General features: G+C 73.0%; 26 protein-coding genes. 17 read left to right on the top strand and 9 right to left on the bottom strand.

Translation table 11 applies throughout. From position 1 onward, the window contains the following. Positions 1–230 precede the first annotated feature (230 nt). Positions 231–650 (top strand): acyltransferase, encoded by a 420-nt coding sequence (locus tag HL189_RS19260; RefSeq protein ID WP_369135339.1) that lies wholly within the window; start codon positions 231–233, stop codon positions 648–650. Then, positions 647–829, top strand: coding sequence for a hypothetical protein (locus HL189_RS19255; protein ID WP_369135338.1), 183 nt, complete (start codon positions 647–649; stop codon positions 827–829). Before HL189_RS19260 ends, HL189_RS19255 begins: the two co-directional genes overlap by 4 nt. Before the next feature lie 108 nt (positions 830–937). Here the strand turns inward: HL189_RS19255 and HL189_RS19250 are convergent, their stop codons facing one another. Next, on the bottom strand, positions 938–1,504 hold the full coding sequence (locus HL189_RS19250; RefSeq protein WP_369135337.1) for a GAP family protein: 567 nt from the start codon (positions 1,502–1,504) through the stop codon (positions 938–940). A 68-nt stretch (positions 1,505–1,572) separates the two neighbouring features. On the opposite strand from HL189_RS19250, the gene HL189_RS19245 reads away from it, so the two are divergent. Together HL189_RS19245 and HL189_RS19240 are read left to right on the top strand one after the other, a co-directional pair. Continuing rightward, complete coding sequence (locus tag HL189_RS19245) at positions 1,573–2,124, top strand: helix-turn-helix domain-containing protein (RefSeq protein WP_369135336.1); 552 nt, start codon at positions 1,573–1,575, stop codon at positions 2,122–2,124. A 249-nt stretch (positions 2,125–2,373) separates the two neighbouring features. Beyond that, on the top strand, positions 2,374–3,573 hold the full coding sequence (locus HL189_RS19240) for an SPFH domain-containing protein (RefSeq protein ID WP_369135335.1): 1,200 nt from the start codon (positions 2,374–2,376) through the stop codon (positions 3,571–3,573). Between the two features lie 98 nt (positions 3,574–3,671). Here HL189_RS19240 and HL189_RS19235 read toward each other — a convergent pair whose 3' ends face one another. Further along, positions 3,672–4,730 (bottom strand): RNA polymerase sigma factor SigF, encoded by a 1,059-nt coding sequence (locus HL189_RS19235; protein WP_369135334.1) that lies wholly within the window; start codon positions 4,728–4,730, stop codon positions 3,672–3,674. Further along, complete coding sequence (locus HL189_RS19230; protein ID WP_369135333.1) at positions 4,727–5,239, bottom strand: ATP-binding protein; 513 nt, start codon at positions 5,237–5,239, stop codon at positions 4,727–4,729. The genes HL189_RS19235 and HL189_RS19230 overlap by 4 nt, the downstream gene beginning before the upstream one ends. Before the next feature lie 291 nt (positions 5,240–5,530). On the opposite strand from HL189_RS19230, the gene HL189_RS19225 reads away from it, so the two are divergent. Further along, positions 5,531–6,517, top strand: coding sequence for a DNA topoisomerase IB (locus HL189_RS19225; protein ID WP_369135332.1), 987 nt, complete (start codon positions 5,531–5,533; stop codon positions 6,515–6,517). A gap of 109 nt (positions 6,518–6,626) precedes the next feature. Here HL189_RS19225 and HL189_RS19220 read toward each other — a convergent pair whose 3' ends face one another. Then, complete coding sequence (locus tag HL189_RS19220; RefSeq protein WP_369135331.1) at positions 6,627–7,016, bottom strand: STAS domain-containing protein; 390 nt, start codon at positions 7,014–7,016, stop codon at positions 6,627–6,629. 254 nt (positions 7,017–7,270) lie between these two features. Further along, complete coding sequence (locus tag HL189_RS19215; protein ID WP_369135330.1) at positions 7,271–7,813, bottom strand: hypothetical protein; 543 nt, start codon at positions 7,811–7,813, stop codon at positions 7,271–7,273. 169 nt (positions 7,814–7,982) lie between these two features. On the opposite strand from HL189_RS19215, the gene HL189_RS19210 reads away from it, so the two are divergent. The 7 genes from HL189_RS19210 to HL189_RS19180 all read left to right on the top strand — a co-directional run bounded on the left by HL189_RS19210 (position 7,983) and on the right by HL189_RS19180 (position 15,229). Then, the gene (locus tag HL189_RS19210) at positions 7,983–8,549 is read left to right on the top strand and encodes a DUF1360 domain-containing protein (protein ID WP_369135329.1); all 567 of its coding nucleotides are present in this window, start codon (positions 7,983–7,985) and stop codon (positions 8,547–8,549) included. A gap of 141 nt (positions 8,550–8,690) precedes the next feature. Next, a complete protein-coding gene (locus tag HL189_RS19205; protein ID WP_369135328.1) occupies positions 8,691–9,710 on the top strand; it encodes a Ku protein in 1,020 nt (339 codons plus the stop codon). A gap of 12 nt (positions 9,711–9,722) precedes the next feature. Then, positions 9,723–11,198: a non-homologous end-joining DNA ligase gene (gene ligD / locus HL189_RS19200; protein WP_369135327.1), complete on the top strand. Its 1,476-nt coding sequence runs from the start codon at positions 9,723–9,725 to the stop codon at positions 11,196–11,198. Then, complete coding sequence (gene ligD, locus HL189_RS19195) at positions 11,195–12,124, top strand: non-homologous end-joining DNA ligase (protein ID WP_369135326.1); 930 nt, start codon at positions 11,195–11,197, stop codon at positions 12,122–12,124. The genes ligD (HL189_RS19200) and ligD (HL189_RS19195) overlap by 4 nt, the downstream gene beginning before the upstream one ends. A gap of 51 nt (positions 12,125–12,175) precedes the next feature. Then, positions 12,176–13,051, top strand: coding sequence for a formyltetrahydrofolate deformylase (purU, locus tag HL189_RS19190; protein WP_369135325.1), 876 nt, complete (start codon positions 12,176–12,178; stop codon positions 13,049–13,051). A gap of 49 nt (positions 13,052–13,100) precedes the next feature. Further along, positions 13,101–13,523, top strand: a complete 423-nt coding sequence (locus tag HL189_RS19185) for a Fur family transcriptional regulator (protein ID WP_369135324.1) — start codon at positions 13,101–13,103, stop codon at positions 13,521–13,523. Positions 13,524–13,561: 38 nt separating this feature from the next. Further along, the gene (locus HL189_RS19180) at positions 13,562–15,229 is read left to right on the top strand and encodes a catalase (RefSeq protein WP_369135323.1); all 1,668 of its coding nucleotides are present in this window, start codon (positions 13,562–13,564) and stop codon (positions 15,227–15,229) included. Positions 15,230–15,313: 84 nt separating this feature from the next. Here the strand turns inward: HL189_RS19180 and HL189_RS19175 are convergent, their stop codons facing one another. The 3 genes from HL189_RS19175 to HL189_RS19165 all read right to left on the bottom strand — a co-directional run bounded on the left by HL189_RS19175 (position 15,314) and on the right by HL189_RS19165 (position 19,043). Further along, positions 15,314–16,558 (bottom strand): globin domain-containing protein, encoded by a 1,245-nt coding sequence (locus HL189_RS19175; RefSeq protein WP_369135322.1) that lies wholly within the window; start codon positions 16,556–16,558, stop codon positions 15,314–15,316. Positions 16,559–16,697: 139 nt separating this feature from the next. Further along, positions 16,698–17,651 carry a proteasome assembly chaperone family protein gene (locus HL189_RS19170; protein WP_369135321.1) on the bottom strand — a complete coding sequence of 318 codons (954 nt, stop codon included), beginning with the start codon at positions 17,649–17,651 and terminating at the stop codon, positions 16,698–16,700. Between the two features lie 93 nt (positions 17,652–17,744). After that, on the bottom strand, positions 17,745–19,043 hold the full coding sequence (locus HL189_RS19165; protein WP_369135320.1) for an AI-2E family transporter: 1,299 nt from the start codon (positions 19,041–19,043) through the stop codon (positions 17,745–17,747). A gap of 99 nt (positions 19,044–19,142) precedes the next feature. Here HL189_RS19165 and HL189_RS19160 point away from each other — a divergent pair, with 99 nt between their 5' ends. From HL189_RS19160 to HL189_RS19145, 4 genes are read left to right on the top strand one after another with little or no spacing between them, the layout of a single operon-like run. Beyond that, on the top strand, positions 19,143–19,625 hold the full coding sequence (locus tag HL189_RS19160) for a PPOX class F420-dependent oxidoreductase (RefSeq protein WP_369135319.1): 483 nt from the start codon (positions 19,143–19,145) through the stop codon (positions 19,623–19,625). Between the two features lie 38 nt (positions 19,626–19,663). Next, the gene (locus HL189_RS19155) at positions 19,664–20,248 is read left to right on the top strand and encodes a hypothetical protein (protein ID WP_369135318.1); all 585 of its coding nucleotides are present in this window, start codon (positions 19,664–19,666) and stop codon (positions 20,246–20,248) included. After that, entirely contained in the window at positions 20,245–20,823 is a 579-nt protein-coding gene (locus HL189_RS19150) for a hypothetical protein (RefSeq protein WP_369135317.1), read from the top strand. The genes HL189_RS19155 and HL189_RS19150 overlap by 4 nt, the downstream gene beginning before the upstream one ends. Before the next feature lie 33 nt (positions 20,824–20,856). Then, positions 20,857–21,762, top strand: coding sequence for a DUF559 domain-containing protein (locus HL189_RS19145; RefSeq protein WP_369135316.1), 906 nt, complete (start codon positions 20,857–20,859; stop codon positions 21,760–21,762). A 35-nt stretch (positions 21,763–21,797) separates the two neighbouring features. Here the strand turns inward: HL189_RS19145 and HL189_RS19140 are convergent, their stop codons facing one another. Continuing rightward, positions 21,798–23,342 carry a UDP-N-acetylglucosamine 1-carboxyvinyltransferase gene (locus tag HL189_RS19140; RefSeq protein WP_369135315.1) on the bottom strand — a complete coding sequence of 515 codons (1,545 nt, stop codon included), beginning with the start codon at positions 23,340–23,342 and terminating at the stop codon, positions 21,798–21,800. Positions 23,343–23,477: 135 nt separating this feature from the next. On the opposite strand from HL189_RS19140, the gene HL189_RS19135 reads away from it, so the two are divergent. After that, a complete protein-coding gene (locus HL189_RS19135; RefSeq protein WP_369135314.1) occupies positions 23,478–24,026 on the top strand; it encodes a hypothetical protein in 549 nt (182 codons plus the stop codon). The last annotated feature ends 4 nt before the right edge of the window (positions 24,027–24,030 follow it).

The following is a 24,030-nucleotide window of genomic DNA, read 5'->3' as shown; positions in this document are numbered from 1 at the left end:
CCGACGCCCTCACTCACCGCGGCTCAGCCGTGGAACTGACGCCTGCCTCGGAACCCTGATTCTCGTGTCAGGGGCAGTGGCGCGTGCTGGGTTCTGGCAGGCTCACCGCCATGATCGGAAGGCTGCGTCGCGCACTACGGATCGCACTTTTCCGACGGCTCCATCCCCGCGTCCAGTTGGGGCCCGGCGTGACGATCGCCGGTCGGCTGATAGTGGGGGGTCCCGGGCGAGTGCTGATCGGTGCGGGCTGCAACCTCGAGAGCAAGAGCGCGCAGCCGAACCGGCTGAACACGCTTGCCCGCGACGCCGTCATCGAGATCGGCCCCGACTCCTACCTCAACGGCATCCGCATAGCAGCCCGGGAGTCCGTGGTCATCGGCGCCCGGGCCACGCTTGGCGCCGGCGCCATCTTCGACACCGACTTCCACGGCACAGCGCCCAGCGAGCGGCACACCTCCTCGCCGACCCGGCCGGTGCGTCTGGGCGACGACGTGTGGCTGGCGGAAAGGGCGGCGATACTCAAGGGCGTCACCGTGGGGGACGCGGCGGTCATCGGGTACGGCGCCGTCGTGACCCGAGACGTGGATGCCGGCGCGATCGTCGCCGGGGCGGGCGTCCGGGTGGTGGGCAACGCCTTGGACGGCACGTGATCGAGGTGCTGCGCCGCTGGCGCACGGCCGGGAAGCTGCGCTGGGGTCAGTGCTCGGCGCCCTCCACCATGGCGGGACTGGGCACCGAACTCGGACCGGTGCTGTCCGGACGGGGTTCGATGGAGGCCCTCGATCCACGACAGAGCGATCTGTCCCCTGAGCCCGCCTGCTGTCCTTGAGGGGCCACTGAGGGAGACATCACGCCATGTGCCTGTGGGCGCCCGGAGCTTCCGAGACCACCATCCCAGGGCCTCCCGTCGGGAGGGCTGACCAAGGGCAGAGCGCGTTCACACCCGTGCTGCGATGGCAGCCACGGCGGCTGCGAGTAGCACCAGGCCGAGGGCGGCCGGGATGCTGCGAGGCACCGTGCGCGCCTGGCCGATGCGGTCGTAGACCCGTTGGAGTCCGCGGCGCATCCGCTCGCCGTGGAGCATGCCGACGGCGAGCAGCATCAGGCAGGGCAGGCAGTACACGACGGCGTAGCCGACCAGTACCCACAGGCCCGTTGCCAGGGGCACGTCGACGGTGACCAGGCGCTCGATGGCGATCAGGTACGGGAAGGCGTTGGGGAGGTCAGCCGCTGTGACGAGCACCCCGACGGGGGCAGCGGTCCACGGGCCGAACCAGCGGGGCAGGACGACCGCCGACCGGTGCTGCGGGCGAAGTCGACGGGCGGCCGCGATCAGCAGGGATAGCGCGGCCAAGCCGAGAGCGCCTCGGCGCACCCACACCAGTCCGCCGGTGACCACATCGGCGGCCAGGTCCGCGCCGGCGTACACGGCGACCCCGATGGCGAGGAGTCGAGTGCCGCCAACCCGGCGATGCCGACGAGCAGGGCTGGAGTCAGCGCGCAATCCGCGAAGTCATGAGATGATTGTTTCTCATCTGAGACGATTACGTCTCAGACCGATAGGATGCTGACGTGCCCGAGGATTTGCTCCTGTCTCGCGCGGCCGAGGTCCTGTCGGCGGCGCCGGCCGCGTCCATGGAGGAGATCGCCGCAGCCGCGGGCATCAGCCGGGCCACCCTGTTCCGGCGGTATCCGAACCGGCGGGTGCTGGTGTCAGCGGTGGCGCGCGCGGCCGCCGAGGCCTACGTCGCCGCCACCGACGCCGCCCGGCTCGAGGAAGGTCCGCCGGATGACGCCCTGCGTCGGCTCCTCGCCGCGCTCGCCCCGCTGGGAGTCCGCTTCGGGCTGCTGACGTCCCAGCCGCTGGACGAACTGGTGGAGAAGGAACTCCTCACTCTGGTGCGCGACAGCGACGAACGACTGCGCGCACTGGTCCGCCGCGGCCAGGAGGATGGCGTGTTCTGCGTCGACCTCAGTGCGGAGTGGGTCGTCATCATGGTGACGTGGTTGCTCGCCGGCGGTGCCGACGGCGTCCGGCTCGGGCAACTCGCCGCACGAGAGGTCGAACGACTCGTGACCGAGACGGTCCTGAGCGCGTTGAGACGGCCACACAGACAGCGCTGACCGGTCGCCCTTCCCCGCAGGCACAACCCGACATGGAACTCCGCAACGGCTCACCACGAAGTGTCCGTGAAGCCGCCTCCACGGACGGGATCGCTGCGCAGCAGGAGCCGGCATCCACCGTCCCTGCCGGCCGAATGACCTCGTTCTGCCGTTGCGATCGGGTGACGTGGTGTCGCCGACGGGTGACTGCCGCCCCAGTGGGGAGCAAGATCAGGGGTCCCGCACCACCGATGAACGGAGCGCAGCCCCGTGGAACCCGCAGTGATCGCCCTGATCGTGATCGCGTTGCTCGTGATCGTCGTCCTGGCGAAGAGCGTCACCATCGTCCCGCAGGCGCAGGCGAAGGTCGTCGAGCGGCTGGGCCGGTACAGCCGCACCCTCTCGCCGGGCCTGGCGCTGCTGGTGCCGTTCGTCGACCGGGTCCGGGCCACCATCGACCTGCGCGAGCAGGTCGTCTCCTTCCCGCCGCAGCCGGTGATCACCGCCGACAACCTGCAGGTGGGCATCGACACGGTCGTGTACTTCCAGGTCACCGACCCGCGGCTGGCGGTGTACGGGATCGCCAACTACATCACCGGCATGGAGCAGCTGACCACCACGACGCTGCGCAACGTCGTGGGTGGGCTGAACCTCGAGGGCGCGCTGACCGGCCGCGACGGCATCAACTCGCAGCTGCGGGAGGTGCTGGACGGCACCACCGGCCCGTGGGGCCTGCGGGTGGCCCGCGTGGAGATCAAGGCGATCGACCCGCCGCCGTCCATCCAGGACTCGATGGAGAAGCAGATGCGCGCCGACCGGGACAAGCGCGCCGTCATCCTCACCGCCGAGGGCCAGCGGCAGTCGGCGATCACCACCGCCGAGGGCCAGAAGGCCTCGGCGATCCTCTCCGCGGAGGGCAAGAAGCAGGCGGCCATCCTGGAGGCCGAGGCCGAGCGGCAGAGCCGGATCCTGCGCGCGGAGGGTGAGCGGGCGGCGCTGTTCCTGCAGGCGCAGGGCCAGGCGAAGTCGATCGAGACGGTCTTCCGCGCGATCCACGACGGCAAGCCCGACCAGGGGCTGCTGGCCTACCAGTACCTGCAGACGCTGCCGCAGATCGCGCAGGGCGACGCCAACAAGATGTGGATCGTCCCCAGCGAGTTCAGCAAGGCGCTGGAGGGGCTGTCCCGGCTGGGTGGCGCGGAGGGCGAGAGCCGGTCGTGGCTGGACGTCGGCCCCGGCGACGGCGGCAACGGCGCAGCGCCGGCCCAGCCCCTGGACACCACCGGCTGGTTCGACTCGAACCTGCCGCCGGCCGCCGAGCAGCCCGAGGCCAAGATCTCGCTGTCCAGCATCGGCGTCGAGCCGGGCGTCCCGTCGGCACCGATGCCCACCCCGCCGTCGCTGTCCCAGGCGACCGACGAGGTCCGCAGCACCCCGCAGATCGAGCGGGGAGCCCCGGACCAGCAGTAGGACGACGACGGCCCAGGACCCGATGAGTCCTGGGCCGTCGGCCGGCCTCCCTTCAGGGACCCACCCTGAGCTCGCGAAGGGTGGGGGAAGGGAGGTCCTTAATCCTTGAGCAGGCCCTCGCGGAGCTTGGCCAGCGTCTGGGACAGCAGCCGGGACACGTGCATCTGCGAGATGCCGATGTCCGCGGCGATCTGCGACTGGGTCATGTTGCCGAAGAACCGCAGGATGAGTATGCGGCGCTCGCGGGCCGGGATGGTGGCCAGCAGCGGCTGGAGCGACTCCCGGTACTCCACGCCCTCCAGCGCGGCGTCCTCCTCGCCCAGCGTCGCCGCCAGGGTGGGGGAGTCCTCCTCGCCGGACAGCCGTTCGTCCAGTGAGCTGCTGCGGTAGGCGTTGGCCACCGCGAGCCCCTCGAGCACCTCCGCGCGCGGGATGCCCAGGTGCTCGGCGAGCTCCGAGGGCGTCGGGGCGTGACCGTTCTTCTGCGACAGCTCGCTGACCGCGGCGTTGAGCGACAGGTGCAGCTCCTGCAGCCGCCTGGGCACGCGCACCGACCAGCCCTGGTCGCGGAAGTGCCGCTTGATCTCCCCGGTGATGGTGGGCACGGCGAAGGAGAGGAACTCCACGCCGCGGGACGGGTCGAACCGGTCGATCGCGGCGATCAGGCCGAGCGTGCCGACCTGCAGCAGGTCGTCGAACGGCTCGCCCCGGTTGCTGAACCGGCGGGCGAAGTGCCGGACGAGGGGCAGGTGCTCCTCGACCAGGATCTCGCGCAGCCGTTCGCGGCGCGGGTCGTCCTTCTCCAGCGTGGCGAGCTCGGCGAACAGCGGGGCCGTGCGCTCGGCGCGACTGCGGTTCTCCGAGACCGGTGGGGTGTCCACGCCGTCCGTGGTGGGCGCCGCCGGCTGCACCACCTCCGCCGGGTCCGCTGGGTCCGCGGGGTCCGTCGTCATCCCGGCGGTCTCCCCGCTGTGCTCGTCGGTGTGCTCGTCGGTGTGCTCGTCGGCATCGGCGTCGTCCGTGGCGTCCTGCTCGCCGGGCTCCTCGACGAGCGGGGTCGCGTCGTCCGCCGGCGGCCGGGGCCGTGCGGCGGGAGCCGGGCCGAGCACGTCGGTGTCGCCGCTGGCCGGCTGGTCGGTGGCAGCCGACCGGGTCACCGTGCGACCGAGATGCCGTCGTGCCCGGAGTCCTCGGCCAGCACGTCGACGACGGGGCCGGAGGTCCAACGGCGCAGCTGCTTGACCAGGGCGATGCGGGCGACGGGGGAGGAGCTGCCGTCGCCGGCCGGGACCGTCGCCTGGCTGCTCGGTCCCGCCTCCACGGTGTCTACCAGGGTGTGCAGGACCGTCCACCCGAAGCCGTCCCGGGGCACGTCCACGCCCTGGTCGGTGGGCACCCAGGCGTCGATGCGCAGGCCCTCGCGGCTGACCTCGTAGACGACCGTCAGCGGGCTGCCCCCGAGCGCGACCGCGGCGAGCGTGGCGCACGCCTCGTCCACGGCCAGGCGCAGGTCCTCGACGGCGTCCAGGTCGAAGTCCATGCGCATGGCGAGGTCACCGGCCATCGCGCGCACGGCGGGCAGCTGCGTGCGAGACGTGGGCACCCGCAGCTCCAGCCGCTCGGACCGCCGCTCACCCGTGGGGCCGGCGCCCGTCGTGTCGACCATGCGTCGTCTGCTCCTTCGTCGTCCCCCGCGCCCCCGGACGGGAGCGCGGCGTCGGTCAGCGCACCCGCCCGCGGCTCCGGCGCGGAGCGCGAGCGACGCGGTCGCTCTCGTGGGCTGGTGCCCGGGAAGGACCCGGCACCTCCCGACGGTAGACCGACCGAGTGTCAGTCGTGCCCAGCGGGTGGTGCGATCAAACCCCGATCTCACCGGTTGGGGTGGGACCGACCACGCTGCGTTTGGCGCGGGTCCCGCGTGCCCATCTGAGTGCCCGTGAGACTGCGGCGCAGTGACGTGAACGCCCCGGGCTGGACGCGGCGTCGCGCCGGACGGGGCTGGGCCTACCGCGACGAGACCGGCGCGCTGATCAAGGACGACCGGCTGGACCGGATCCGGGCGCTCGCCATCCCGCCGGCCTGGAAGGACGTGTGGATCTCCCCGTGGCCGAACGGCCACATCCAGGCGCTCGGCACCGACGCGGCCGGCCGGCGGCAGTACCGCTACCACGACCAGTGGCGGATCAAGCGGGACGCCGCCAAGCACGAGCGGGTGCTGGAGATCTCCCACCAGCTGCCCGACGTGCGCGACGCCGTCCTCGACGCGCTGGGCAGCCGCGGGCTGAACCGGGAGCGGGTGCTGGCGTGCGGCGTGCGGCTGCTGGACCTGGGCGCGTTCCGGGTGGGCAGCGAGCAGTACGCGGAGGACAACGGCACGTTCGGGCTGGCCACGCTGCGCCGGGAGCACGTCGAGGTGCGCGGGGAGCGGGTCTTCTTCCACTACACCGCCAAGGGCGGGATCGAGCGTGAGCTCGAGCTGATCGACAAGCCGACGGCGGTGGTGGTCCGGGAGCTGCTCAAGCGCCCCGCCGACCTGGGGGAGGAGCTGCTGGGCTACCCCCTGGCGGACGGCAGCTGGCACGACGTGACCAGCGACGAGATCAACGCCTACCTGAAGGAGATCAGCGGCGCGGAGATCACCGCGAAGGACTTCCGCACCTGGACGGCGACGGTGATGATGGCCGCCACGCTGGCCGAGGAGCCCCCGCCGCGCAGCAGGACGGCGCGGAAGAAGGTGGTGCGGCAGGCCTACGTGAAGGTCTCCGAGCAGCTGGGCAACACCCCGGCCGTGTGCCGGGCCAGCTACGTCGACCCGCGGGTCGTCGACCGGTACGAGCAGGGCGAGACGATCGCCGACGCGCTGGCCGAGGCGGCCGAGGCACCCGATGACCGGACCGCCCAGCGCACCCTGGAGGCCGGCGTCTGCAGCCTGCTCAGCGCATGAACGACGACGGGCGCCCCTCCGAGCGGAGGGGCGCCCGTCGGCCACTGGCGGCCCCGCTGCAGGGGCCCGCCGCGAGCGTGCGAGTGGCGGGGGGCAGCGGGGTCCTTCTTCAGGCGCGGTCGGCGATCGTGAACAGGTCGATCAGGCCGGTGACCTCCAGCGGGCGGGTCACGGCGCGGGTGTTGGCGACCAGCCGCAGCGCGACGTCGCGGGTGCGCGCCGACTTCTGGGTCTCCACGAGCACGGCCAGGCCGGCCGAGCCGAGGAACTGGACGCCGCACAGGTCGATGACCAGGGCCTTGGGCTGCTGCTCGAGCTGCGTGTCCAACGAGGCGCGGAGGACGGGGGCGGTGAAGGTGTCGACCTCGCCCACGACCGTCACGGTGACCGTGCCGTCGCCGTCGTTCGACGTCGACAGCGTGATCACGTCGTCGAAGGGCGCTTCGTTCGAGTCAGCCGCGGTCGACACGCCTTCGGCGGGTGAGTCGGATGAGGTCACGGACTGCAGCTCCTCTCAGCGGCGGTGCACGTCGGGCACGCGTTCGCCCGGACAGAGTACGTCGGCACACCGTCCGGTCCCCACGCGGCCCGGTACACCGCGGGGTGTTCCGGACACGCCTGGCCCCGGGGGTCCGGGCAGGCGACGGCTGGCTGCTCAACCGTGGCACCCAACGTAGCCCCGCGCTGATCACGGCACCAACCGGGCCGGGCGGACGGTCCCCCCGGGGGAGGGGGACCGGCCCGCAGCTGCGCTCAGGTGTTCTCGATGACGTGGACGGCGCTCTCCTCGGGCCCCTCGCCGGCCACCGGGGCGTCGGCGAAGGCCTCGACGTCGTCGCCGGTGCGGTGGGTGCCCGAGTCGCTGAGCAGGTCGGTGTCCTGGTCCTGGCCCAGCTGGGCGAAGGCGCGGTCGGGGTCCTCGGCCGGCCGGACGTCCGGGGCGTCGTCGGGCAGCTCCCGCTCCAGCCGGCCGGACAGGGACTCGCCCTCGGCCTGCTCGAACGCCGTCGTCCCGAAGTCGACGGTCTGGTGGCCCTCCCGGTCACCGGGCTCCGGGGCGAACTGCGGGTCCTCGCTGGCCTGCATCGTCGGGAAGTCGTCCTGGGACACGTCCGGGACGCCGTTGTCCTCGGGGAACACGTCGCGGGCGGTCTGGCCCTCGGCGCCCCCGGTGGACCCGGTGTCGGCGAAGGCGGCCTCGTCGACACCGGTGAGGCCGCGCTCGTCGTCGGGGAACTCGGCGTCGTTGCGGGCCGAGTGGGCGGCCGCCTGCTCGTTCGGGTCGGCCTGGGTCATCGGGTTGCCTCCGTTCTGCGTGCGTCCGGTGGGCGCACGCTCGTCCGTCCGGTGGACGGGGGAGCCGGTCGGGTGACCGGCGTCGTGATCACGCCCTACCCGGGTGGCCCCGGGCCATGCGCGGCGCCGGTTCGGCATGGACCCGGCGACGGCGGGTAGCGAGGTGGCCATGGCCATCCCGAACCAGCTGCCGCGCATCGGCGATCCCGTGCGGCGCTGGGCCCGCACCCAGAAGCAGGAGTACACGCAGGGGGAGGCGCGACCACTGGGCGCGGACCTGGGGGCGATGGGCGTCTACGTCGGCCTGGTCGGCGCCGCGGCCGCGGCGATCCGCGTCTCGGGCAGGGAACTGCCCACCCGCATCCCGCTCGGCGACGCCGTGCTGCTGACCGTCGGCACGTTCCGGTTGGCCCGCCGGATCGCCAAGGACCCGGTGACCGCACCGGTCCGGGCGCCGTTCACCAGCTACCAGGGCACGTCCGGCGAGGCGGAGGTCGCCGAGGAGGTGCGCGAGCACGGCGGCGTCAAGCACGCGGTCGGCGAGCTGCTCACCTGCCCGTTCTGCCTGGCGCAGTGGGTCGGCACCGGCTTCGTCCTCGGCTACGTCGCCGCGCCGCGGGCCACCCGGCTGGCGGCGCTGACCATGACGATGGTGGCGGGCTCGGACGTGCTGCAGTTCGTCTACGACGCCATCCAGAACGGCGCGCTCACCCCCGGCCGCGACGCCGACAGCTGATCCCGGCCCGCCGCCGGGTCACCCGTCCGGGTGGCGGGCCGCAGGTGGCGGCCGCCGTCGGCCTGCCGGGGAGGTGCTGACGGCCCTATCCTGTGATCTTGGGGCGACGCCGGGCGTCGCGGTCCGGGAACGGGAGGCAGCGTGCGGTCGATCTGGAAGGGCGCGGTCTCCTTCGGCCTGGTGAGCATCGGCGTGAAGCTGTACTCGGCGACCGAGGACCACGACATCCGCTTCCACCAGGTCCACCGGACCGACGGTGGCCGGGTGAAGTACAAGCGCGTGTGCTCGGTCGACGGCGAGGAGGTCGAGTACGGCGACATAGCCAAGGGCTTCGAGCTGCCCGACGGCCAGCTCGTCGTGCTGACCGACGAGGACTTCGAGGACCTGCCGCTCCCCACCACGCACGAGATCGAGGTGCTCCAGTTCGTCGACCAGGAGCAGATCGACCCGATCCACTTCGAGAAGACCTACTACCTCGAGCCCGACGGCGTCGCCGCCCGCCCGTACGTGCTGCTGCGCACCGCGCTGGAGAACGCCGGCCAGGTCGCGATCACGAAGATCGCCATCCGTCAGCGGGAGTCGCTGGCCGCGCTCCGGGTGCGCGACGGGGTCCTGGTGCTGCACACCATGCGCTGGCCCGACGAGATCCGCCGTCCGGACTTCGGCTTCCTCGACGAGGACGTGCCGGTGCGGCCGCAGGAGCTCGCGATGGCCGAGTCGCTGATCGCGACGATGGCCGGCGACTTCGACCCGGGCCAGTTCACCGACGACTACCGCGAGGCGATGCAGGCGCTGCTGGAGGCCAAGCAGTCCGGCGGTGAGGTGCAGCAGGCGCCGGAGACCGCCGACACCGGGGGCGGCGCGGTGGTGGACCTGATGAGCGCGCTCCGCCGCAGTGTCGAGCGGGCCGGGGGCTCGGCCCCCGCGGCCGGGGACGACGACGCCGTCGAGGAGCCTGCGCCGGCCCGGAAGGCGCCGGCCAAGCGGGCCGCCGCGAAGAAGGCCCCGGCGAAGAAGGCGACCGGGGACGACGACGAGCCGGCCGCCAAGGCGCCGGCGAAGAAGGCCGCCGCGAAGAAGGCCCCGGCCGAGAAGGCGACCGCGGACGACGACGAGGCCAAGCCGGCCAAGCGCGCGTCGCGGGCCCGCAAGACCGCCTGACCCGGTCTGCGCTTGTCCGCGATCCAGCCCGACCCGCTGGCCACCTACCGGGCCAAGCGGGACCCCGCGCGCACCGCCGAGCCCGTGCCACCCGCCGGGCAGCCGCTGCCCGTCGGCGACGACGACACCTTCGTCGTCCAGGAGCACCACACGCCGCGCGGCCGGGCCGGTGAGCGGGTGCACTGGGACCTGCGCCTGGAGCGCGACGGTGTGCTGAAGAGCTGGGCGGTGCCGAAGGGGCCGCCGCTGGAGCCGGGGGTGAACCGGCTCGCCGTCCCCACCGAGGACCACCCGCTGGAGTACGCGTCCTTCACCGGCATGATCGCCGCCGGCGAGTACGGCGGCGGTGAGGTGAGCATCTGGGACACCGGCCGGTACGCCACCGAGAAGTGGGCCGAGGACCACGTCACCGTCGCGTTCACCGGCCGGCGGCTCACCGGCCGCTACGTGCTCTTCCGGCTGCCCGACCGCACCTGGAACATCCGCCGGCTGGACCCGCACCCCGCCGTCGAGGCGCCGGTCGCCGCGGACGTCCCGGAGGACCTGCCGCCCATGCTGGCGGCCCTCGGCGAGCTGCCCCCGGCCGACGACCCGCGCTGGGGCTACGAGTTCAAGTGGGACGGCGTCCGGGCGCTGGCCCACGTCCGGTCCGGCCGGCTGCGGCTGCGGGCCCGCAGCGGCAACGACGTCACCGCCACCTACCCCGAGCTCGGTGCCCTGCCGGCCGCGCTGCACGGGCACGACGCCGTGCTGGACGGCGAGGTGGTCGCGCTCGACGCGCGCGGCCGCCCCGACTTCGGGCTGCTGCAGGGGCGGATGCACCGGACCGGTCCGGAGGTGGCCCGGATGGCCGCCGCCGCGCCGGTCAGCTACCTGGTGTTCGACCTGCTCGCCTGGGACGGCGCGAGCATGCTCGGCCTGCCGTACACCGAGCGCCGCGAGCGGCTGGACGCGCTCGGGCTCGGCAGTGACCGCTGGGTGACCACCCCCTGGTTCCGCAGCGACGGCCCGCTGGTGCAGGCGGCCAGCCGGGAGAACGGGCTGGAGGGCGTCGTCGCCAAGCGGCTGGACTCGCCGTACCGGCCCGGTGGCCGCGGGCCGGACTGGCGCAAGGTGAAGAACCTGAGCACCCAGGCGGTGGTCGTCGGCGGGTGGCGGCCCGGTGAGGGGCGGCGGGCAGGGGGGATCGGCTCGCTGCTGGTCGGCGTGCACGACGACACCGGCCGGCTGGTGTACGCCGGGCACGTCGGCACCGGCTTCACCGCGAGGGCACTCGCCGACCTGGCGCCGCTGCTCACCCCGCGCAGCACCTCGCCGTTCGCCGACGCGCTGCCCCGGCTGGTCACCCGGGACGCGCACTGGGTCGAGCCGCTGCTCGTCGGCGAGGTCGCCTTCGGCCAGTGGACCCGCGACGGGCGGCTGCGCCATCCGTCCTGGCGCGGGCTGCGCGACGACGTCGACCCCGCCGACGTGGTGGTCGAGCCGTGAGCGAGCCCGTGCGGCAGCGGGTGCAGATCGAGGGGCGCCAACTCGAGGTCTCGAACCTGGACAAGGTGCTCTTCCCCGTGGTGGGGTTCACCAAGGCGCAGGTCATCGACTACTACGTGCGGATCGCGCCGGTGCTGCTGCCGCACGTGGCCGACCGCCCGGTCACCTTCACCCGCTGGCCCTCGGGCGTGGACGGGAAGGCGTTCTTCGAGAAGAACAGCGCCCGGCACGCCCCGCCCTGGGTGCGCTCGGTGACCGTGCCCTCCCCGGGGAGCTCCCGGGGCCGGGAGACCCTGGACATGGTGCTGCTGTCCGCCGTCCCCGACCTCGTGTGGTCGGCCAACCTCGCCGCCCTGGAGCTGCACGTCCCGCAGTGGCGGGTGGACGACGGCGGGGAACAGCTCCTGCCCGACCTGCTGGTCCTCGACCTCGACCCCGGCCCCGGCACCGGCGTCGTCGAGTGCGCGCACGTGGCGCACCGGCTCCGCGAGCGGCTGGTCGCCGACGGGCTGGACCCGGTGGTGAAGACCTCGGGGTCCAAGGGGATGCAGGTGTACGCGCCGATCGGCTGCGCGGACAGGGAGCACCCCAGCCGGTACGCCAAGCAGCTGGCCCGGGAGCTGACCGGCGAGACGCCCGAGCAGGTGGTCTGGCGGATGGAGAAGGCGCTGCGGCCGGGCAAGGTGCTGGTCGACTGGAGCCAGAACAACACCGCGAAGACGACGGTCGCCCCCTACTCGCTGCGGGCCCGGCCCGGCGCGACGGTGTCCACGCCGCTGGGCTGGGACGAGGTCGACGCGCTGCGGGACGGCGCGGACCCGGAGTCGGTGCGCTTCGGGACCGAGGACGTCCTGGCGCGGGTGGCCGAGTTCGGCGACCTGTTCGACGTCGCGGACCGGCACCGCGCGGACCTGCCCGAGGTGTGAACGCGCCGGGGGCCGTCGGCCGCGCCGGACCGCTCTGTCACCATCCCTGCCGTGACCCCGCAGACCTCCGACCGGTTCACCGACCTCGGACGTCTGGTCGTCCGCTGTCCCGACCGGCCCGGCATCGTCGCCGTCCTCTCGCGCCTGCTGGCCGACGCCGGAGCGAACATCGTGGAGTCCCAGCAGCACTCCTCCGATCCGGAGGGCGGCACGTTCACGCTGCGGCTGGAGTTCGTGCTGCACGGCCTCGCCGTCCGCCGGCACCAGCTGGAGGGGGCGCTGGGACTGCTGGCCGGCCAGTGGGGGATGACCTGGCGGCTGACCGAGGCGGTGCACAAGCCGCGGCTGGCGGTGTTCGTGTCGAGGACCGACCACGTGCTGCAGGAGCTGCTCTACCGGGTGGGGTCGGGCGACCTGCGCGCGGAGATCGCCGCCGTCGTCTCCAACCACCCCGACCTCGAGCCGGTGGCCCGGGCGCACGGCGTGCCGTTCCACCACCTGCCGGTCACGCCGGAGACCAAGGACGCCGCCGAGGCCAAGGCGCTGGACCTGATCGGCGACGTCGACCTGGTGGTGCTCGCCCGCTACATGCAGGTCGTCTCGGCCGACTTCTGCAGCCGGTTCCCCGAGCGACTCATCAACATCCACCACAGCTTCCTGCCGGCGTTCGTGGGCGCGAACCCGTACCAGGCGGCCCACGACCGCGGCGTGAAGCTGATCGGCGCGACGGCGCACTACGTCACGCCCGAGCTGGACGCCGGGCCGATCATCGAGCAGGAGGTCGCCCGGATCGACCACCGCGCGACGGTCGAGGACATGCGCCGGGTCGGGCGCTACGTGGAACGGCAGGTGCTCGCGCAGGCGGTGACCTGGCACGTGGAGGACCGCGTGGTCGTCGAGGGCCACCGCACCATCGTGTTCGCTTGACGGATCCTTGATTTGACTTGCTCAAGACAAGAGGGTTGAGTCGGGGCCGATGGAGACGGCCTGGGACGCGCAGCTGCGGACGGCGGGGCTGCGGGTCACCCGCCCCCGGCTGTCCGTGATGGACGTCCTGGCCACGCACCCGCACGTCAACGCCGAGACCATCGTCACCGCCGCCCGCGCCGCACACCCCGCGATCTCGCCGCAGGCGGTCTACGGGGTGCTCAAGGCGCTGGTCGGCGGCGGGCTGGCCCGGCGGATCGAGCCGGCCGGTGGGCCGGCGCTGTACGAGCTGCGGGTCGGCGACAACCACCACCACCTGGTCTGCCGGGAGTGCGGGGTCGTCGTCGACGTCGACTGTGTCGTGGGGGCCGCTCCGTGCCTGGCCCCCTCCGACACGGCGGGGTTCGTGGTCGACGAGGCCGAGGTCGTCTTCTGGGGGTCCTGCGCCGGCTGCCAGGCCGCGCGCAGGTGAGCTCGGAACACTGCAGACGAGCAGAGAAGAGGAAGAGCATGACCGACGTCGCATCGCAGGGCCCGGCGGCCAGTGAGGCCGACCGCGCCATCCTGACCAACCGTCAGGGCCACCCGGTCTACGACAACCAGAACCAGCGGACCGTGGGCGCTCGTGGCCCGGCGACCCTGGAGAACTACCAGTTCCTCGAGAAGATCAGCCACTTCGACCGGGAGCGCATCCCGGAGCGCGTGGTGCACGCCCGCGGCGCCACCGCCTTCGGCGTCTTCGTCGCCGACGGCACCGTCGGCGACGAGCCGATCAGCAAGTACACCCGCGCCAAGCTGTTCCAGGAGAAGGGCAAGGAGACCGAGGTCGCCCTGCGCTTCTCGACCGTGGCCGGTGGCCGGGACTCCTCCGAGGCGGCGCGTGACCCGCGCGGCTTCGCGGTGAAGTTCTACACCGAGGACGGCAACTGGGACCTCGTCGGCAACAACCTCGGTGTCTTCTTCATCCGGGACGCGATCAAGTTCCCCGACTTCATCCACTCGCAGAAGCCAGACCCGGTCAACTTCGACCGGCAGGTCCCCAACCGGGTGTTCGACTTCTGGTCGCAGTCGCCCGAGGCGATGCACATGATCACGCTGGTGCTCAGCCCGCGTGGCCTGCCGTCCAGCTACCGGCACATGCAGGGCTTCGGCGTGAACACCTACAAGTGGGTCAACGCCGCCGGGGAGACCCAGCTGGTCAAGTACCACTGGCTGCCCAAGCAGGGCGTCAAGTCCTGGACCGCCGCCGACGCGGAGGTGGCGCAGGGCAAGGAGCTCGGCGTCCACACGAAGGACCTCTACGAGGCCATCGAGCGCGGCGACTTCCCGTCCTGGGACCTGTACGTGCAGCTGATGGACGACCACGAGCACCCCGAGCTCGACTTCGACCCGCTGGACGACACCAAGACCTGGCCGGAGAACGACTTCCCGCTCCGCAAGGTCGGCACCATGACGCTGAACCGCACCCCGGAGAACTTCTTCAACGAGAGCGAGCAGATCGCCTTCGGTACAGGTGTGCTCGTCGACGGGCTGGACTTCTCCGACGACAAGATGCTGGTCGGGCGGACGTTCTCCTACTCCGACACCCAGCGCTACCGGGTGGGCCCGAACTACCTGCAGCTGCCGGTGAACTCCGCCAAGGCCGCGAAGGTGCACACCAACCAGCGCGACGGGCAGATGTCCTACGGCGTGGACCTCGGCCCCGGGCAGAACCCGCACGTCAACTACGAGCCGTCGATCCTGGGCGGCCTGCGTGAGGCCCAGTACCCCACGCACGACGACCAGGGCCCGGAGATCGTCGGCCGGCTCACCCGCAAGCGGATCCCGCGCACCGACGACTACACGCAGGCCGGCCAGCGGTACCTGCTGTCGGAGCAGTGGGAGAAGGACGACCTGGTGGCCAACCTGATCGACGGCCTGTCCCAGTGCGACCGCCCGATCCAGGACCGCATGGTCTGGCACCTGTTCATGGCCGAGGACGAGCTGGGCCAGCGCGTGGGCGACGGCCTGGACATCAGCGCGGACGACGTCCGTGGCCTGGCGCCGCTCCAGACCCAGACGCTCACCGAGGCCGAGCTGCAGCGTGCGGCCAACCTCGGCAAGAACGGCCAGCGCGACGTCAGTGGCCTGACCATGACGCACTGCGTGCCGAACGAGCGCGAGGTCCTCACCCAGTGAGCTGACCGCTCAGCACTCCCGCGGCGGGCCGCGACCGGGATCCCGGTCGCGGCCCGCTGTGGTCTCCGCCCGGTCGGTGTCCCGCTAGGACGCGACGGGAGTGGCGCCGGGGGCGAGCTCGGTGTCCATGTCCGCCTGCCACAGGTCCGGGCCGAACACCTCGTACTGGATGTCCCGCGGGGCGATGCCGCGATCGATCAGCGCGCTGCGGACCGCCTGCATGAAGGGCAGCGGACCGCACAGGTAGTACAGGGCCCCGTCCGGCAGCCGGACGTCGTCGAGGTCCATCGTGCCCTCGTGCACGCCGTCGACCGGCAGCGACGTGGAGGCCCCGCGCTCGTACCAGACGTGCAGCGACGCCCCGGGCAGCGAGCGGACGTCGGAGAGCAGCTGGTCGCGCAGGGCGAAGTGCGCGTCGTCCACGTCGGCGTGCAGCACCGTGATCGGCAGGCGCGACCCGGCCATCGCCAGGTGCGAGATCATCCCGACCATCGGGGTCACGCCGATCCCCGCGCTGGCGAACACCACCGGGCGGCCCGAGTCGTCCAGCACGACGTCCCCAAAGGGCAGCGACATGGTCAGGACGTCGCCGACGTCCACGGTGTCGCACAGCAGGTTCGACACCTCGCCGTCGGGCTTCCCGTTGCCGCGGACGCGCTTCACCGAGAACTGCCGGTGCTCGCCGTCGTCGGCCCGGGTGAGGCTGTACTGCCGCGGCTGCCGCACGCCGTCCGGCGTCGGTACCTGCACGGTGACGTACTGGCCCGGCAGGGAGGTGCGGACCAGCCGGTCGTCGATCCGCTTGAGCCGGAAGGTGACGACGTCGGCCGTCTCGTCCTTCTTCTCCTCCACCTGCCACTGGCGCCACACGGTCTCCGGCCGCACGCCCCGGGCGCTGTAGAGGCCGCGTTCCTGGTTGATGAGCGCGTAGGCCATCAGCCAGTAGACCTCGTCCCATGCGGCGGCGACCTCGGGCGTCACCGCGTCGCCGAGGACCTCCGCGATCGCCCAGAACAGGTTGTCGTGGACGACGTCGTACTGGGCCGGGGTGATGCCGAGCGAGGCGTGCTTGTGCGCGATGCGGGACAGCAGGTGCTCGGGCAGCTGCTCGGGGGTCTTCACCAGAGCGCTGGCGAAGGCGGCGACGGAGCCGGCGAGGGCCACCTGCTGGGTGCCCTCGGACTGGTTGCCGCGGTTGAAGACCCCGTCGAACAGCTCGGGGTGCTGGTCGAACAGGTGGGCGTAGAACCGCTGGGCGATCTCCCGGATGTTGTCGGCGACCACGGGGAGGGTCGCCTCGATGACCGGGCGGGAACGGTCGGAGAGCATCGGTGCTCCTCGCGTCGGGGACGGTGCAGGCGCCGCCGTCCACACGGGGACGGCGGCATCTCCTCCCCGTAGCCACCATGCACCTAGACCATGCCCGGATCGCGCGAACGCGCGATCGCCCGATCGGCGGCGGTGGCCGTCAGTCGGTGGGCCGGTTGCGGTCCTGCTCGGCGAGGAACCGCTCCAGCTCCGCGCTGATCTCCTCACCGGTGGGCATCGCGCCGCCGGTGCCCAGCAGCCCGGTGTCCTCGCGGGCGGCGGTGAAGGAGTCGAACTGCTCCTCCAGGGCCGTGACCACCGCGGTGCTCTCGCTGGACCGGCCGACCTGCTCGTCGATCTCCGTGCGGTGGCTCTCGGCCGCCTCGCGCAGCGTCTCGGTCGGCACGTGCAGCCCGGTCAGCTCCGCGAGGTGCTCCAGCAGGCAGAGCGAGGCCGCCGGGTAGGTGGACTGCGCCAGGTAGTGCGGCACGTGCGCGGCCACGCCGAGCGCGTCCACGCCCGCCTCGCCCAGACGCAGCTCGAGCAGGGCGCCGATGCTGCCGGGCAGGCGCATCTCGCCCCAGTAGACGGGGTAGGACTCGATGAGCTGGCGGCGGGTGGCGTGCGCCGTGACGGTCACCGGCCGGGTGTGCGGCACCGGCATCGGGATGGCGTGGAGGGCCACCACCGTCGTCACCCCGAGGCGCTCGACCAGCTGCAGCAGGGCGGCGACGAACCGCTCCCAGGCGAGGTCCGGCTCGGCCCCGTGCAGCAGGAGGAACTCCTGCCCCGCGTCGTCCTCGACCAGGTACAGGTTGATCTCCGGCGGGGTGATCGAGACGTACCGGTCGCCGGAGAACGTCATCCGCGGCCGGTGGTCGCGGTAGTCGACCAGGCTGTCGACGTCGAAGCGGGCGACCAGCCGGTGCGGCAGCGCGCTCAGCAGGTGCGCGCCGGCCAGCGCACCGGCGTGGGCGGCGTCGAACTCACCTGCCAGGTCGTGCACCAGCACGAGCTCACGGCGCTCGTCCGGCGCGGCCACCCCCGCCTGGCGGGCGAGCAGCGGCTCTGCGTCGGGGAGCACCTCGACCAGGTCCTCGGGTCGCTGCGGCACGGGACCTCCTCCTGACATCGGGACTGGCGACACGACCACCAGCCGTGGCCGGAGCGCGGACATTCCCATGATCCCCCGCGCGGGGGGTGCCGGTCAGATGCCGGGGGTGTCGTCGTCGGCGGACTGGCGCACCAGCTGGGCGCCACTGGAGTCGCCGGTGAGCTCACTCCGGGTGCCGTCGGCCGCGACCTCGGGGGAGAGGCCGTCGAGCATGTCCCGGCCGTAGCGGTAGAAGACGGCGAGCAGCGCGGCCACCGGGACGCTGAGGAACGCGCCGATGATGCCGGCCAGGCTCGCGCCGGCGGTCACCGCCAGGATGACCACGGCGGCGTGCAGGTTCAGCCCGCGGCCCTGGATGATCGGCTGCAGCACGTTGCCCTCCAGCTGCTGCACGGCGACCACGATCGCCAGCACGATCAGCGCCTTGGTGAACCCCACGCTGACCAGCGCGATGAGGACGGCGAACGCGCCGGCCACGAAGGCGCCGATGATCGGGATGAACGCGCCGAAGAAGGTCAGCACGGCCAGTGGCAGGACCAGTGGCACGCCGAGGATGAGCAGGCCCAGGCCGATGAAGAAGGCGTCGACGAAGCCCACGAGGGCCTGCTGGCGGATGAACTCCGACAGCGTCGACCACGTCTTCAGCGACAGCGCGGCGACGTGCGGCGCGGCCCGTGGGCCGGTCTGGGCGGCCAGCCACGGGACCCACTTCGGGCCGTCCTTGAGGAAGAAGAAGGTGAGGACCAGCGCGAGCACCAGGTTGAGCAGCGCGTTGCCGATCGTGGTCGCCGTGGTGACCGCGTACCCGGCGATGTTCTGCGCGTTGTTCTGGATGGAGTTGATCACCGAGTCGACGGCGGTGCCGACCTGGTCCTCGCCGAGGTTGAGCGGCGGACCGGCGACCCACTCCTGCACCTCCTGCAGCCCGCCGGTCACGCCGTCGGCCACCTGCTCGGCCTGGCCCGCCACCTGCGGGGTGAGGACGGCGATGATCCCGCCGAGCGCGCCGAGGAAGATCAGCAGCGTCAGCGCGGCGGCGAGCGCCGGCGGCCAGGAGTGCCGGCGCAGGAACCGGGTGAACGGCCAGAGCACGGTGCTGAACAGCAGGCCGAGGACCACCGGGAGCAGGACCCCCCACAGCCGGCCGAGCACGTAGCCGATGACGATGAGCGCCGCGACGATGAGGATCAGCTGACCGGAGGCGATCGCCACCCGGCGGGAGGCGGCCTCCAGGCGCTGGGCGCGGTCCGGGCCGGGCGCGGGCGCGCGGGTGCTGGACACCTCGTCGGGGGCCGGCCCGGCGGGACGGCGCACCGCCGTCGAGCCGGGGCCGTTCGGGGCAGCGGGGACCGGCGATGCGTCGGTGGACTCGTCGGACCGGGGGTCGGGCATGCGTTGATCCCAACACATCGGCGTGCCGGGGACCTGTCCGCCGCACGGTGCCGCCCGGCCGGGACGACGCTGTCGGACCCTCGCCGTAGGTTCAGCGGCATGCCGAAGACCGCCACCACCGACCGGGTCGACCGCGACGCGTTGCTCGCCTTCCTGCGTCCCCGGCACAAGGCCGTGCTGCTCACCCGCCGGGGGGACGGCACGCCCCAGCTCTCGCCGGTGACCTGCGGGATCGACGACGACGGCCGGGTCGTGGTCTCCACCTACCCGCAGCGGGCGAAGGTGGTCAACGCCCGGCGGGACCCGCAGGTCTCGCTGTGCGTGCTCTCCGACGACTTCGACGGCCCCTGGGTGCAGGTGGACGGCGCCGCCGAGGTGCTCGACCTGCCCGAGGCGCTCGAGCCGCTGGTCGGGTACTTCCGGGCGATCAGCGGGGAGCACCCCGACTGGGACGATTACCGGGCCGCGATGACGCGCCAGGGCAAGGTGCTGCTGCGGGTGACGATCGAGCGGTGGGGCCCGGTGGCCACCGGTGGCTTCCCGCCCGAGCTCCCCGGCGACCGAGCTACCGCAAAGTTCTGAGCCTTGCCTTTCTCGATGCAAGCTGCTGAACTTGCGGTATGCCGTTCGTGTTGACCGTGGACCAGCGGGGGAGCCGCCGGTCGAGCGACCAGGTCCCCGCCGTCCTGGCCGCGCTGTCCGGGGTGCCCACGGTGCTCCGCTTCGAGCGCACCGCCGGCGACGAGGTCCAGGGCGTGCTCGACGACCCGGCCGCCGTGGTCGAGGTCGTCCGCCGCCTGGTGCGCGGTGGCGGCTGGAGCATCGGGATCGGGGCCGGACCGGTGCAGACACCGCTGCCCCGCAGCACCCGGGCGGCGACCGGCCCGGCGTTCCTGGCGGCGCGGGCCGCCGTCGAGGCCGCCAAGCGGCGGCCGGTGCGGGTGGCCGTGCGGGGAGCGGTCACCGAGGCCGCGGAGGACGCGCAGGCGGTGCTCACCGCCCTGGCCGCGCTCCTGGACCGGCGCAGCGACCAGGCGTGGGAGGCGGTGGAGCTGGTGGAGGAGGGTCGGACGCAGGCGCAGGCGGCCGGCGAGCTGGGCGTCACCCGGCAGGCCGTCGGCCAGCGGCTGGCCGCCGGGTTGTGGGAGGTCGAGCGGGACCTGCGGCCCACCGCCGCCCGGCTGCTGGCGCGGGCCGCCGGATGACCAACGCGGCGCTCGCGCTGCTCGCCGTCCTGGCCGTCTGCGGGGGCGGGCTCACGCTGCGGGGGGAGCGGGTGCGACGGCCGCTGGGTGCGCTGTGCCTCGTCGTCCTGCTGGCCGGCGCCGCCGCGCTCGCCTGGCGGGCCGGCGGCACCGGCGACGGCGCGCAGGCCCTGGGCACGGTGCTGGCCGTGGTCGCGGCCGCGCTCGGCGGCGGCCCGGTCGCCACGGCCGTGCTGCGCGCCGCGGACCCGGAACGGGACGAGCCGCGCCCGCCCGCCACCGCCACCCGCTCCGACGTCGTGGGGGCCGAGGTCAAACCCGCCCCCCGGACCCTGGCCGATCCGGAGGTGCTGCGTGGCGGCGCGTGGATCGGCGTCCTGGAACGCACCGCGATCGCCGGCACGGTGCTGGCCGGCTGGCAGGAGGGGCTGGCGGTGCTCATCGCGGTGAAGGGGCTGGGCCGGTTCCACGAGGTCAAGGCCCCGGTGGCCGCCGAACGGTTCATCATCGGCACCCTCGCCAGCGGCCTGTGGGCCCTCGGCTGCGTGGGCGCCGCCGTCCTCCTCCGGCACTGACCCCTGCGGCCATGTTGGCCAACATGGCCGCCCGTGGACGAGCGCAGCGGGAACCCGGTCGGCTCCGCCACGCTGCACCAGGTGCGCGGTCACCTGCTCCCCGGGGTCTTCATCGGCAGCCACGCGATCGCGGCGGGCCTGCTCACCCGCCGGCAGTTGCGGGAACGGAGCTACCGACGCCTCGTCCACGGGGTGTACGCCGACCCCGGACTCGAGTTCGACCACCGGCTTCGCTGTTGCGGGGTCGCGCTGCTCCTCCCGAAGGGGACCGCGGTCGCCGGCCACTCAGCAGCGGCATGGCACGGTGCCCCGTTCGCCGGTCCCTCCGACCCCGTCACCGTCGTGCGCCCTCCGTCCGTGCTGTGGAAGGGGCCGCGCGAGGTGTGCGTACACCAGGCCGAGCTGTCCTCCGCAGAGGTCGAGTGGCACGACGACGTCCCGGTCACCTCGGCCGTGCGGACGGCGTGGGACCTGGCGGCGTGGGAGCCGCTCGGCACCGCGGTCGCCGCGCTGGACGCCATGGTCCGCTGCGGGAGCGTCAGCATCGACGCACTGCACGCCATGTCGGCCGGGGCGACCGGCCGCAAGGGAGTCGTCCGGATGCGACGGGCCGTCCCCCTGGTCGACCCCCGCGCGGAGTCGCCACCGGAGTCGAGGGTCCGGGTGGCGCTCGTCATGGCCGGGCTCGCGCCGGTCCCGCAGTTCGAGGTCCTCGTGGACGGCGTGTTCGTCGGCCGGGCGGACCTCGCGTTCCCCGAGGAGATGGTGCTGGTGGAGTACGAGGGCGCCCACCACTTCGACGGCACCCAGATCGTCCGGGACGACGACCGCACCGCCCGCCTGCAGGCCGCGGGATGGCGGGTGGTCCGGCTCAGTGCCGTCGATCTGCGTGACCTGGACGGCGTCGTCGTCCGGGTCCGCGCCGCCCTGGCCCGGTGAACCCGGCCATGTTGGCCAACATGGCCGTACGTGCTTCAGTCGGTGAAGACCTCGATCTGGGCGCCCATCTCCACCAGGCGCTCGTAGAGCTGCTCGTACCCGCGGGCGATGATGTCGACGTTCCGCAGCACCGACTGCCCCTTGGCCGCGAGCATCGCGAGCAGGATGCACACCGCCGGGCGCAGCGCGGGTGGGCAGACGATCTCCGCGCCCGACCAGCGGGTCGGCCCGGACACCAGGACCCGGTGCGGATCGAGCAGTCGGACGTCGGCACCCAGCCGGGTCAGGTCGGAGAGGTGGATGGCCCGGTTGTCGTAGACCCAGTCGTGGATCACCGTCTCGCCGGTGGCGGCCGCGGCGATGACGGCGAAGAACGGCAGGTTGTCGATGTTCAGCCCCGGGAACGGCATCGGGTGCACCTTGTCCAGCGGTGCCCGCAGCTGCGAGGGGTGGAGGGTGACGTCGACCAGCCGGGTGCGGCCGTTGTCGGCGGGGTACTCCGGTGACAGCTGGTAGCGCAGCCCCATCTCGGCCAGGATCGCCAGCTCGATCTCCAGGAACTCGATCGGCGCCCGGCGCACGGTGAGCTCGGAGCCCGTCACGATCCCCGCGGTCAGCAGGCTCATCGCCTCGACCGGGTCCTCGCTCAGCGGGTAGTCGACGTCGGCGTCGAGCACCGGGCGGCCGGTGACCACGAGCGTCGTCGTCCCGAAGCCCTCGATCCGCACGCCGAGCTTCTCCAGGTACAGGCAGAGGTCCTGGACCATGTAGTTCGGGCTGGCGTTGCGGATCGTCGTCGTCCCGTCGTGCCGGGCGGCGGCGAGCAGCGCGTTCTCGGTGACGGTGTCACCGCGCTCGGTCAGCACGATCGTGCGGTCCCGTCCGGCCGAGCGGGTCACCGTCGCCTGGTACCGGCCGGCGCGGGCCTCCACCGCGAGCCCGAAGTGCCGCAGCGCGATCATGTGCGGCTCCACCGTGCGGGTGCCCAGGTCGCAGCCGCCGGCGTAGGGCAGCTCGAAGCTGTCGGCCCGGTGCAGCAGCGGGCCCAGGAACATGATGATGCTGCGGGTGCGGCGGGCGGCGTCGGCGTCGATCGCGGCGAGGTCGAGCCGCTCGGGGACGACGAGGGTGAGGTCGCGGCCGCCGGCGTCCCAGGTGGCCGAGACACCGATCGAGGTCAGCACGGCGAGGATGCGGTCGACCTCGACGATCCGGGCGACGTTGCGCAGCGTCGTCCGGCCGCGGTTGAGCAGGGACGCGCACAGCAGGGCGACGGCGGCGTTCTTCGACGACTTGACCGTCACGCTGCCGTGCAGCGGGGTGCCGCCGCTGACCCGCAGGTGGGTGCGGACGGTCCGGCCGACCGGCACCGGGCCGTCGCCGAGGGCAGCCGCCAGGCGACCGAGCAGCTCCCAGCTGACCTCCTGGTCCCCCTGCTCGATCCGGGCGACCTCGACCGGGCTGGTGCCCAGGCGCTCGGCGAGCTGCGCCTGGGTCAGCCCGCGGTGCCGGCGGGCGCCCTGGACCAGGCCGCCGACGTTGCGCACGTCCTGACCGGTGACCGATTCGGTGAGCGTCATCGGAGCGGGACCGTATTACACGCGTGGGATCTCCGGACGGCCCGTTGACCGGCCACCTCGGCGGCGCGGGCGTGCCGCCGCCGTGACCAGCCGGGATGATGGGGTGGACGACGCAGCGCGAAGCGAGGAGATCCCGTGACCGACAGCTCAGCAGGCACCCCCGGCGTCCGGCAGCCGGCCCTCCTGGGGGTCTACTGCAACGACCACCTGGCGTCCGCGGCCGGGGGCATCGAGCTCGTGTCACGGATGATCGGGGTCCAGCGGGGCACCCGGTACGAGGGGCCCCTGCGGCAGCTGCTCGACGAGCTGCGCGAGGAGAAGTCCGCGCTGACCCGGCAGACGCGCGCGCTGGGCCTGCCGGTGCGGCAGTACAAGCAGCTGGCCGTCTGGGTCGCCGAGAAGGCCAGCCGGGCCAAGCTGAACGGCCACCTGCTCAGTCGTTCACCGCTCAGCGACCTGGTCGAGTTCGAGTTCCTCGCCTCCGCCGTCCGCGGCAAGCGCAGCGGCTTCGAGACGATGCGGATCGCCGCCGAGGTGGACGACCGGATCGACAAGGCGCTCTTCGACCGGCTCATCGACCAGGCGAACCGGCAGTTCGCGTGGCTGACGGAGGCGCGCCGCGAGGTCGCGGCGGGCGTCTTCGGCGGGGACCCCGCGGCCGTCGCCGGGACCGAGGACTTCTGACCGT

The sequence above is a fragment of the Modestobacter sp. I12A-02662 genome, assembly GCF_041028325.1.
Classification (GTDB): Bacteria; Actinomycetota; Actinomycetes; order Mycobacteriales; family Geodermatophilaceae; genus Modestobacter.
Note: the sequence above shows the minus strand (reverse complement) of the source record. Positions and strands in the feature narration are given on the sequence as shown.

Coding starts and splice junctions, on each gene's coding strand:
- HL189_RS19150 (WP_369135317.1), top strand. CDS start 20,245: ATGACCAACGCGGCGCTCGCGCTGCTCGCCGTCCTGGCCGTCTGCGGG.
- HL189_RS19175 (WP_369135322.1), bottom strand. CDS start 16,558: ATGCTCTCCGACCGTTCCCGCCCGGTCATCGAGGCGACCCTCCCCGTG.
- HL189_RS19185 (WP_369135324.1), top strand. CDS start 13,101: ATGGAGACGGCCTGGGACGCGCAGCTGCGGACGGCGGGGCTGCGGGTC.
- HL189_RS19155 (WP_369135318.1), top strand. CDS start 19,664: ATGCCGTTCGTGTTGACCGTGGACCAGCGGGGGAGCCGCCGGTCGAGC.
- HL189_RS19210 (WP_369135329.1), top strand. CDS start 7,983: ATGGCCATCCCGAACCAGCTGCCGCGCATCGGCGATCCCGTGCGGCGC.
- HL189_RS19180 (WP_369135323.1), top strand. CDS start 13,562: ATGACCGACGTCGCATCGCAGGGCCCGGCGGCCAGTGAGGCCGACCGC.
- HL189_RS19165 (WP_369135320.1), bottom strand. CDS start 19,043: ATGCCCGACCCCCGGTCCGACGAGTCCACCGACGCATCGCCGGTCCCC.
- HL189_RS19230 (WP_369135333.1), bottom strand. CDS start 5,239: ATGGTCGACACGACGGGCGCCGGCCCCACGGGTGAGCGGCGGTCCGAG.
- HL189_RS19160 (WP_369135319.1), top strand. CDS start 19,143: ATGCCGAAGACCGCCACCACCGACCGGGTCGACCGCGACGCGTTGCTC.
- HL189_RS19215 (WP_369135330.1), bottom strand. CDS start 7,813: ATGACCCAGGCCGACCCGAACGAGCAGGCGGCCGCCCACTCGGCCCGC.
- HL189_RS19140 (WP_369135315.1), bottom strand. CDS start 23,342: ATGACGCTCACCGAATCGGTCACCGGTCAGGACGTGCGCAACGTCGGC.